The 8735-nt window shown below is 55.5% G+C and carries 12 protein-coding genes; 2 read left to right on the top strand and 10 right to left on the bottom strand.

The features are described 5' to 3' along the window. The coding region (locus tag QO005_RS24080) for a helix-turn-helix domain-containing protein (RefSeq protein WP_307160554.1) at nucleotides 1-332 on the bottom strand (332 nt) is incomplete at its 3' end. 37 nt (nucleotides 333-369) lie between these two features. Between QO005_RS24080 and QO005_RS24075 the strand changes: the two genes are divergently transcribed. Continuing rightward, nucleotides 370-843, top strand: a complete 474-nt coding sequence (locus QO005_RS24075) for a LysR substrate-binding domain-containing protein (protein ID WP_307160553.1) — start codon at nucleotides 370-372, stop codon at nucleotides 841-843. A 218-nt stretch (nucleotides 844-1061) separates the two neighbouring features. On the opposite strand, the gene QO005_RS24070 is transcribed toward QO005_RS24075, so the two are convergent. The 4 genes from QO005_RS24070 to QO005_RS24270 all read right to left on the bottom strand — a co-directional run bounded on the left by QO005_RS24070 (nucleotide 1062) and on the right by QO005_RS24270 (nucleotide 2712). Continuing rightward, the gene (locus QO005_RS24070) at nucleotides 1062-1658 is read right to left on the bottom strand and encodes an AP2/ERF family transcription factor (RefSeq protein ID WP_307160552.1); all 597 of its coding nucleotides are present in this window, start codon (nucleotides 1656-1658) and stop codon (nucleotides 1062-1064) included. Between the two features lie 111 nt (nucleotides 1659-1769). Next, entirely contained in the window at nucleotides 1770-2018 is a 249-nt protein-coding gene (locus QO005_RS24065) for a PAAR domain-containing protein (protein WP_307160555.1), read from the bottom strand. Nucleotides 2019-2072: 54 nt separating this feature from the next. Continuing rightward, nucleotides 2073-2546: a competence protein ComJ gene (gene comJ, locus QO005_RS24060; protein ID WP_307160551.1), complete on the bottom strand. Its 474-nt coding sequence runs from the start codon at nucleotides 2544-2546 to the stop codon at nucleotides 2073-2075. Nucleotide 2547: 1 nt separating this feature from the next. Beyond that, nucleotides 2548-2712 carry a NucA/NucB deoxyribonuclease domain-containing protein gene (locus QO005_RS24270; protein WP_370878154.1) on the bottom strand — a complete coding sequence of 55 codons (165 nt, stop codon included), beginning with the start codon at nucleotides 2710-2712 and terminating at the stop codon, nucleotides 2548-2550. 243 nt (nucleotides 2713-2955) lie between these two features. Between QO005_RS24270 and QO005_RS24055 the strand changes: the two genes are divergently transcribed. Next, nucleotides 2956-3228, top strand: coding sequence for a hypothetical protein (locus QO005_RS24055; RefSeq protein WP_307160550.1), 273 nt, complete (start codon nucleotides 2956-2958; stop codon nucleotides 3226-3228). 17 nt (nucleotides 3229-3245) lie between these two features. Here the strand turns inward: QO005_RS24055 and QO005_RS24050 are convergent, their stop codons facing one another. The 5 genes from QO005_RS24050 to tssI all read right to left on the bottom strand — a co-directional run. Beyond that, on the bottom strand, nucleotides 3246-4262 hold the full coding sequence (locus tag QO005_RS24050; RefSeq protein ID WP_307160549.1) for a DUF4123 domain-containing protein: 1017 nt from the start codon (nucleotides 4260-4262) through the stop codon (nucleotides 3246-3248). Between the two features lie 88 nt (nucleotides 4263-4350). Next, a complete protein-coding gene (locus QO005_RS24045; protein ID WP_307160548.1) occupies nucleotides 4351-5142 on the bottom strand; it encodes a hypothetical protein in 792 nt (263 codons plus the stop codon). Nucleotides 5143-5154: 12 nt separating this feature from the next. Continuing rightward, the gene (locus QO005_RS24040) at nucleotides 5155-5787 is read right to left on the bottom strand and encodes a hypothetical protein (RefSeq protein WP_307160547.1); all 633 of its coding nucleotides are present in this window, start codon (nucleotides 5785-5787) and stop codon (nucleotides 5155-5157) included. Then, entirely contained in the window at nucleotides 5787-6791 is a 1005-nt protein-coding gene (locus tag QO005_RS24035; protein WP_307160546.1) for a DUF4123 domain-containing protein, read from the bottom strand. Before QO005_RS24035 ends, QO005_RS24040 begins: the two co-directional genes overlap by 1 nt. A gap of 3 nt (nucleotides 6792-6794) precedes the next feature. Next, nucleotides 6795-8735: type VI secretion system tip protein TssI/VgrG (gene tssI / locus QO005_RS24030; protein ID WP_307160545.1), on the bottom strand; the 1941-nt coding region annotated here is incomplete at its 5' end.

Here is an 8735-nt window from a genome sequence, read left to right as displayed (position 1 = left end):
TTCGACCATCCTTTCGCGTAGCGTCGGATAGCATCGTAGCTGCCGTCATAACCCAGCGCCCGAAGCTCCTCGTAAATCCGGATCAGTGTAAGGCGTTCACGAGAGGGCTTGCCTTCATTCGAAGCGAGGAAACGCTCGATCTCGGCCTTCCACCGACCCGTCTTCGGTAACGGTTGTCGCTCTCTTTCGTAAGAAAAGTCCGTCTCATCGGTCCGTAATATCTTGCGAACCGTATTGCGGGAGACATGCAGTTCCCGGACTATCCTCTTCACCGACCAGCCTTGAACATGAAAGGCTCGACGAACACGTGCAATCGTATCCACTCGCTTCAACTCCCCCTCCATTCGCCTTCAAGAGACGAACGGACAGATGAAACAGGAGGGGGGTCAAAATTGGACGCCGATCACCCCGCCAGAGGGGTCAATATTCCATGCCGAAACACATTATCTCGAGCGCTTGGGGTTCCCACAGTCGTCAGAGGACCTGGGAAGGCACAGACTTCTCGACAAACTACACGGCAATGATCTGCTAGGCTGGTCGGATGTCCTGGCCAGCCCGGCCAGCGATAAGGTCTGCGACTGCGTCGCCTTCCGCTCAGACGATTTCGAGGCGTTGAACAGCGCAGCGATTGCTGGAATGGGGATCGCCCTTCTTCCGGCCTGGGTGTCAGGACCGTCAATCAAGGCAGGCGAACTGATCCGCATTCGGCTGGACGACGAGCCATGGAACGACAAGCCTCCGGGCATCCACCTCCTGCGGGCGCTCCAGGAGCCATCGGCGAAGGTTCGAGTGTTCACAGAGAGGCTCAAGGCGTCTATCGGATCACCGCCCATCTGGTCATGACTCCGTTTGTAAACCCGACCCAGTCAAAAGTTCGTCGTTTTAAACGCCCGTCGAGGTCGCTTTTCCATCGCGCCGAACGTTCGTATCTCTTCAAGAGCTAAGACACGGAGGCCGCACCCTCATACCGGCCGTGAAGTGGGCGGGCAGGAAATGGCAGGGTCATGGGTTCCCTTTCTTTCAGCTGCCTCCCTCATGCCTTCCGGTCAGCGCAGGTCCAGCTAATTATCGCTCCCACGATGCTTCAGCTTTTCATGCAGGGTAAGGGCCTGCGGACTTCGCAATGCCGGATCTTCACCGTTCTCGACCGCCAGCACCATCCGAATACGCTCTTCTTCCGCCAAGCGCTGCGCTTCTTCATAGCCGTATTTATCAACGCTGAATGTGCGCGTCAGAGCCTTTCGGCGCCGCTTTCCTGGAATGACCGGCTTCGAATTATCGAGAGGCATTTCAATGCGCGCAATCCAGCTGCCGGATTTGCGGACCCCACGCGCTTCTTGGTAATAAACACCTGGTATTGCACTTCCTTCCGGGCGGTTCTTGCGTACCAGCATCCGCATGTCCTTGTGGGTCAAGGGAGGAACTACCCTGAGAACCGCATCCCGATAAGCCTGCGCCACTTCCAGTGCCTGATCCTTGCCGCCATACGTGCTGTCGCTGAAGGTCATCCGGATCGGCCTGCCGCCGCGAGACAGGTTCACCATCCAGGCATTCTGTTTGTGCCTGTCGACATCCAGCCGATGGATGGCATACATCGCTTCGTCGTGGAAGCGATGCCTGGACTTATCCTTTTCTGCTGTCTCAGCTAGTTTGGGCATGGACGTATTTCGGGAAGGTCGCATGATCTTGTAGTGGCCTATTTATCAGACCAACTCACTGGATGAGATTCGGACGTCCAGCTGAACAAAGCAATGAACGTGAGCGAAGCCCTACTCGAACGTTATCCAAGACACTCCCTGCACAAGCGTTCCGCCATGATTGCAACGATCGCCAACCCGGGCAATCTTCCGGCCATTTATGGCAGCAACAGAAGATCCTCCAGCAATCCTATCGTCCGTTGGGATACCGATGCAAATGCAAGTATCACCAACAGTCGCAATCGGAACACCTTCAACTGCTACAAAAGATTGTTGCGTCGAAACCACCGGGCCGCCGATATGGGCCTTCGGATCCGCCATAGGGCAATTGTGCATGTGGCCCTTAAGGGTGACTGGCGATCCCATTAAAAACTCCTAACCATGTTGCGCGTCGCGTCTAAGCACCTTGTCTGTTGTCAATTCATCACCCGCTTTTAAAATCTTGAACTCCGGTTCCTCAGTGCGCACGAAAATGAGGTTCAACACAAACGCATAATCACCAACCGGTTGTCCCGGAAGGGCCTCAAACATAAGGTTAAACTTGCCTGGGGGAACGTTTACGTCCTTCAAGTTTCCGATTGTACCGATCTTTACAGGTGTTGCAGTGACATCAAAGGGGGTTTGAACTGCCCATTCAGCGGCATCGGACACGTTGATCGCATCTGCAATATCCACCCTTATTAAGCATTCACCGTCATGATCAGGAACTCCAAAACTCACTATTCCCTCAGACCACGCAAAACCTTGCGCGACATGTTCATCATCCCATAGTAGCCCTGGACGAGGAAGTCCGGGGAGGTGAACTACCACTTGCGTGTAAAGAACGGTGATTGGGAATTCCGCGATCATATCAAGGCCCTACCTTCATCGTTATCTTACAACCCTCTGGAACACCATTCAACTGAGCGCCCAGTTGGCCTCCTGCACTTCTGTTATCACTTCGTGATATATGCCGTACACTAGACCCGGCACCCCCTTCGGCAAAAGTCGCTGGCGGGTACTCATCTCTATCCATTCCTGGCATGGTCGGAATGCCGCGTAGCGATGCAGTTCTTCTTGTACTAGTTCCAGGCCTGTCGAGCGTAAGAACACTAGGATAGCCTGCCGCCTGTGCATCTACAATATGTTGCGCGGCTTGAGGCGAAGCGCTCCGAGATATTACTACAATTCGGGAACAAGGGCAGTCCTTGCAAGCCGTCGTGTCAGTTGTGGCATCGGCTTTGTCAGCAGCTTTATCAGCATTCCACCAATCAGAGATATGTTTATCGATATTAGCTCCAGCAGCACTACCCAATGCCCATCCGCCAGCTGCACCCCCGACTGCACCTGTCACACCGCCAACGGTTGCACCGTAGCCACCTCCAATCAATGCGCCTCCGGCGGCGCCGGGACCGGCTCCAACACCTCCAAATGCCAAACCGCCAACACCGCCGATTACCGCACCTGCCGCCCCTTCAACAGCCGCGCCTGTAGCCGCGCCAGCAACACCGCCGCCAACGCCTCCAAGAATCGCGCCCCCGCCACCAAATAATGTCTCGAAAAAGCCGCTCATGGATGAATTCCCGCTGAAGATTGCTTTTTCATCCAATTCATCGCATCGACCATAAGTTGCTGAACCTGTTTATCGGGACTGCTGCCTTTCCGAGTGATGAATTCAATTGCTTCCTTGGAATTGGCAACACGACCACTCGTTTTGCACATGATAAAGGCCCATCGACAGTGAGCACCTTCCGAGACCAAGCCGAGCTGTTTACCTGTTTCCTCACTGATCCGCAGATGCTCCTCCAAAGCTTCCCTTGACGCACCTTGTGTTTCAGCAGGGCAGGTTTCGCACAGATAAGCAATCCTGCGGCGGCGTGCTGCCAGGCTTCTCCTTGTCTCGATTGCTCTGACTTCCTCCACCGAAAGCTTTAGTGGCCCGGCTGGCGGTACTGGCATATCTTCTGCACGGCTTACTCGCATGGGCTTTTCGCTCCAGTCGGGATCCGCGGAATAAAGAATCTGCTGGGCAGGGCCAAGCACCCGAGCCAGGTGAGCATATGTCAGACTGGGCAGCACCTGCGCCATGACATTGGAATCTGCATGACGGAACAGAACCATCTCGTGATCGGCATCCTGCGCATCGTCCGATGTCTGAGATAAAGGATTGCGCTCATAGGCCTTGCCGCGATCCATATCGACTGAAGTTGGTAGCAGGATCATGTTGATGGTTCTCAGATGGCGAAACAGCACATCTCCGCCTGCTTCGCAGAACCAGAACACAGCTGCGTGACGTTCCCCAATGAGGTCGAGCAAACGGCCCAGCATTTTTTCGCTCGTTGGGCGCGGTTGACCGGTGTTGTCCTTGTCAGCGTCGTGCCAGTCCCGATCGAGCCAGACCAGTTGTGGAGCGGTTCGCAACTGGTCGGCCGTTCCGTTCCCACGATCCAGATAGAGCGGCTTATGAATAAAGTCGGCAGCAAACAGACTACGGGGAAGATCATCGAATTGTGCCCCGTCCAGAACGGCAAAAACGGGCCGACTGATACTCAATAAAACCGATTTCAAATCAGACGTGTTTGCCAAGGCTTCCCCCTTCAAAATCTATCGATTTTTCGAGCGATAACTCGGTATGGATCTATGATTTTCAAGGCAAAAACTGTTTTCGATCATCTTAATTAGAGGTTTCTGCTCCGGCCTTATAAAGATCGAAATCCGGCATTTGATCGACAGCAAAAGCCCTGTCTATATCCATGACATGCGACCAGTTCTGTGTCTCAGGGTCGCCGTACAACGAGATATCCTCGGCGAGCTTGCCAAGCAGGGCTTCTTTCTGTTCTGTGCCGACGGTATGGCGATATCGCCGCCACCAGCAGCGGTGGAGCATGTTGTTAATTTCGGACGAAAACATCATGCTTGGGTCGGTATGGACTTCCTTGTAAAAAATCTCCCACAAATATTGGTCCCAGGCACTACGGTTCTGCGGCCCGGCCATATATGTGGCTCCCGCTGCTTTGCGACGCTTGCTCAATTGCCTTTCGGGCTCGTGAACCTCATTATGATAGGTTTCAATCAGACGCCGTAGACCATCGTCGTCCGGCAGTGGCGCTTTTCCAATACACCAGCGCACAAAACCATCTTCCCATGTCATGAGCGCCCCGACGCCGAGACCATCTTCACCACTATACTCTGCTATTGATCCCAACCAGAGCAGCAGACGGTCCGGGTCTTCTCCATCCTTTTGGATATGTTCAAGGAAACGATCAAAATGTCCGAAGCGTATTGAAATCGAACTATCTGGAGATATTTTCCGGACAATTTCATAATAATTCCTGGCGTGTTGCTGCAAGGTTTTCCGACTACGTATCGGCATCTTCAGGTAATCATCAAACTCCATCGCTTGATCAGAGCTGACCCAGTACAAGGCTCGTTCTAACTCGTCTTTGTAATCACTCGGATTGAACATGATGCCTCTAGCTCATTGCGGTCTGATAACATTAAGGAAATCGCTCAGGCGACCGGAACTGATTTTCTCGCCGAAATTGAAACAATCCGGATGATTTGGACCCTTCCAAGGGATCGTCTGTGGCGACCAGCCATTCCCTCCACCCACGATGTTATTTATCGCTAGCCGTTCGTCGCGGCTGAGCAATTGTTCAATGGGACACTTTGCCGTACGCAAATCTCTCATGCCGTCGCTAATTTTCTTCTGTTCGCCCACAAGCTGGGTTATATGATTTCTCCAGCTATCGGTTCCTGGCCCGCTTTTGCCACACATCTGTTCGACCATACGATTGAGATAACCATGCTGGCCACCATCTGCGCCAGGTAAACGCTTATTGCGGTAGAGGGCCTCCTTTACCTTTGCCACAGCATCCAGGCACTCTGGGGGGAAACAGGTTGAACACGTGTCAGTGGCTACACCTTGATCAAGGTCAGTGCTTGCGGCTTCATCGGCGTGTTCGCTCATTTGCACTGGTGAAGGCTTACTCAGTGCATTGACTAATTGGTCTTTTGTGCCGCCCGGTCGGTAATATAGCCACCCTGCTGCACCCAGCGCCGTGCCACCAAGAAGCCATTCAACTAATGGTATGCCCAACAGAAGCGGCATCAGATGCTCTCCCGCAGCATCCGCAGACGCAGGTCGAACAGGATTCTGATGCGTTCATCCGGTGTTTCAGGAAGCGATGGATTGGTCATTGCCGTCCGAACATTTTTATCATGGGACAAATCGGTTTTGCTGGTAATTTGCATAAAGGCCCAGCGCCCTATCATGTCTTCACGGCGCACTCCGAATGCTTTAACTTTCCGTTCTTCGTCGTAGACAAATTGGTAAAGCTCTTCCTCGTTCATGTCTGTCGTTTGTTCAGGTGCGACCTTTCTCAAATAGGTCGCGATTTTCCGTCTCGAGCGAACCTCACGTTTTCCTTCAATTGCTCTGACTTCCTCCACCGAAAGCTTTAGTGGCCCGGCTGGCGGTACTGGCATATCTTCTGCACGGCTTACTCGCATGGGCTTTTCGCTCCAGTCGGGATCCGCGGAATAAAGAATCTGCTGGGCAGGGCCAAGCACCCGAGCCAGGTGAGCATATGTCAGACTGGGCAGCACCTGCGCCATGACATTGGAATCTGCATGGCGGAACAGAACCATCTCGTAATCGGCATCCTGCGCATCGTCTGATGTCTGAGATAAAGGATTGGGCTCATAGGCCTTGCCGCGATCCATATCGACGGAAGTTGGTAGCAGGATCATGTTGATGGTTCTCAGATGGCGAAACAGCACATCTCCGCCTGCTTCGCAGAACCAGAACACAGCTGCGTGACGTTCCCCCATGAGGTCGAGCAAACGGTCCAGCATTTTTTCGCTCGTTGGGCGCGGTTGACCGGTGTTGTCCTTGTCAGCGTCGTGCCAGTCCCGATCGAGCCAGACCAGTTGTGGAGCGGTTCGCAACTGGTCGGCCGTTCCGTTCCCACGATCCAGATAGAGCGGCTTATGAATAAAGTCGGCAGCAAACAGACTACGGGGAAGATCATCGAATTGTGCCCCGTCCAGAACGGCAAAAACGGGCGCTTGAGCCTGGAGAATGATCGCCTTCAGACCGGCATTGTCGGTCATGCTTTACCCTCTCACGAACGGGGTTGAGGATTTGGACATATTCCGGAGGCATGACGCGCCTTCTCCTGGACCACCTTTCTTGAAGTTGATCTGATTACCTTCGATATCGATCTTCAGGCCGTGAATACGGATGCCACTATTGTTAAGCTCGATATAGCCGCCCTTGGTGGAAAGCAGAATGGTATCATCGGCATAGACTTCCCAGACTTTTGCCTCCCCGTGATATTTCTCGCCGGAGACGATATTGTAGAGCTTGCCGACTTCGACATTGATCGTCGTCCCAACGGTCGTGCGCTGCTCCTTGCCGACGTTGGTGACTTGTGTCTGCCCGACATTGGTGACCTTGCTGACGCCGATCTGCTCGGCGCGGGCAATGCCGATACTGTCGGATTTGAAAGCACTGACGATGGTGTTCATGATGCCAGGCATGGGAAAGAGGCTTGAGGCATCGGTTCCGACACCTGTGCCGGACCCGGCCAGTGCCGTTCCGGCATCCGCCCTGGGGCTTGGGCCGGAAACCACACCTTCACGGGCAGAAAGTCCGCCTGCCCCCAGGAAACCCAGGGCAGAGGAAGCAAGTGTGGTGGCAAATGCCGCAAGGCCCGGTCCGCCGCCACCGGCAATCTGACCCGCCTGCGCAAGAAGACCCGCCGTCTGTCCAGAGAGCGCCTGCACACCCGCCATGGCCAGCATCGCCATCGGTCCCGTGCCGCCAACGACGGTGTTTACCGAACCGCCGATCTCATGCTTCTGGTTGCCCGCGACTTCGACAGCGCGGTTGCCGCCGATAGAGGCGACCTCATGCCGGTCGATGCGCTTGGTGCGGTCATTCAGGACCCGCGTGGTCTGATCCTTCTGGGCATGGAAGAACATATTCTCCTTGCCGTTTTCGTCCTCGAAGGTCATCTCGTTGAAGCCGTCGCCCTTGTGGGTGTTGGAGCGCAGCACCATCCGCGTCTTGTTGGCTGGCAGATCGTAGGGCACTGGGTTCTTGGGGTTTGGCACCACGCCGGTCACCAGCGGCCGGTCGGGATCGCCGTCGATATAGGCAACCATCACCTCCATGCCGATGCGTGGAATGATCTGCCCGCCCCACTGGCCGCCCGCCCAGTTCTGCGCCACCCGTACCCAGCAGGTGTCGGAGCCGTCCTTCTGTGCCCGCCGGTCCCAGGGGAACCACAGCTTGATCCGGCCATATTTGTCCGGGTGGATCTCCTCGCCGGACGGACCGGCAACGATGGCCACCTGCGCGCCCTCCAGCCGCGGACGCTTCGTCTCCCGGTGCGGCGTCAGCGGCACGCGCGAGGGGATCGCCTCGAAGCCATTGCGGTATTCCGGCTCGTTGCTGGTCGTCTCATAGGACCGGTCCACCACCTCATGGCGGATGCGGGTGATAACATACTCCTCGTATTGATGCTCCGGATGCGGCTCCTCATAGGGAGTAAACTTGCGGCCCGCCTCCAGAAAGCGCACAGTCGACTGGCCCATGACCCGTTCATGATCGGCCTCGCTCGCCTGGGTGCGGAACTTCTCCGCCCGCTCCGCCGCCTTCGGGTCAGCAATGCGGGCCGGGTATTCGTAAAGCTCGCTTTTCTCCGCCCCCGGCATCTGCACCAGGGACGGCGTCACATTCTGCGGTACCAGGGAAGGGGTCTCGAAGTTCCAGTCCGCACCGGCCCGCGTGCCGGGGACATAGGCGTAGTCGCGCATCCATTCATTGATGTGATTGCGATCCGACGAGCCCTGCGCCAGCCGCACCTTCGTCTCGCCCTCGGCGGAGGGGGAGGGGTCCTGCCAGCCGATCTGGTGGTCGGCCACCACCAGCCTGTGCCGGCCCTGTTCATGGCTAAACCAATAAAAGGCGCCGTCCTCTTCCAGACGGCGCAGCAGATAATCGAGATCGGTCTCGTTCCATTGCACGCTGTAGTGCTGCGGTGGCGGCTT

It is taken from the genome of Allorhizobium paknamense, assembly GCF_030815125.1.
Lineage (GTDB): Bacteria > Pseudomonadota > Alphaproteobacteria > Rhizobiales > Rhizobiaceae > Allorhizobium > Allorhizobium paknamense.
Note: the sequence above shows the minus strand (reverse complement) of the source record. Positions and strands in the feature narration are given on the sequence as shown.

Coding starts and splice junctions, on each gene's coding strand:
- QO005_RS24055 (WP_307160550.1), top strand. CDS start 2,956: ATGTTTATCGATATTAGCTCCAGCAGCACTACCCAATGCCCATCCGCC.
- QO005_RS24270 (WP_370878154.1), bottom strand. CDS start 2,712: ATGGATAGAGATGAGTACCCGCCAGCGACTTTTGCCGAAGGGGGTGCC.
- QO005_RS24065 (WP_307160555.1), bottom strand. CDS start 2,018: ATGGCGGATCCGAAGGCCCATATCGGCGGCCCGGTGGTTTCGACGCAA.
- QO005_RS24045 (WP_307160548.1), bottom strand. CDS start 5,142: ATGTTCAATCCGAGTGATTACAAAGACGAGTTAGAACGAGCCTTGTAC.
- QO005_RS24070 (WP_307160552.1), bottom strand. CDS start 1,658: ATGCCCAAACTAGCTGAGACAGCAGAAAAGGATAAGTCCAGGCATCGC.
- comJ (WP_307160551.1), bottom strand. CDS start 2,546: ATGATCGCGGAATTCCCAATCACCGTTCTTTACACGCAAGTGGTAGTT.
- QO005_RS24035 (WP_307160546.1), bottom strand. CDS start 6,791: ATGACCGACAATGCCGGTCTGAAGGCGATCATTCTCCAGGCTCAAGCG.
- QO005_RS24075 (WP_307160553.1), top strand. CDS start 370: ATGAAACAGGAGGGGGGTCAAAATTGGACGCCGATCACCCCGCCAGAG.
- QO005_RS24040 (WP_307160547.1), bottom strand. CDS start 5,787: ATGCCGCTTCTGTTGGGCATACCATTAGTTGAATGGCTTCTTGGTGGC.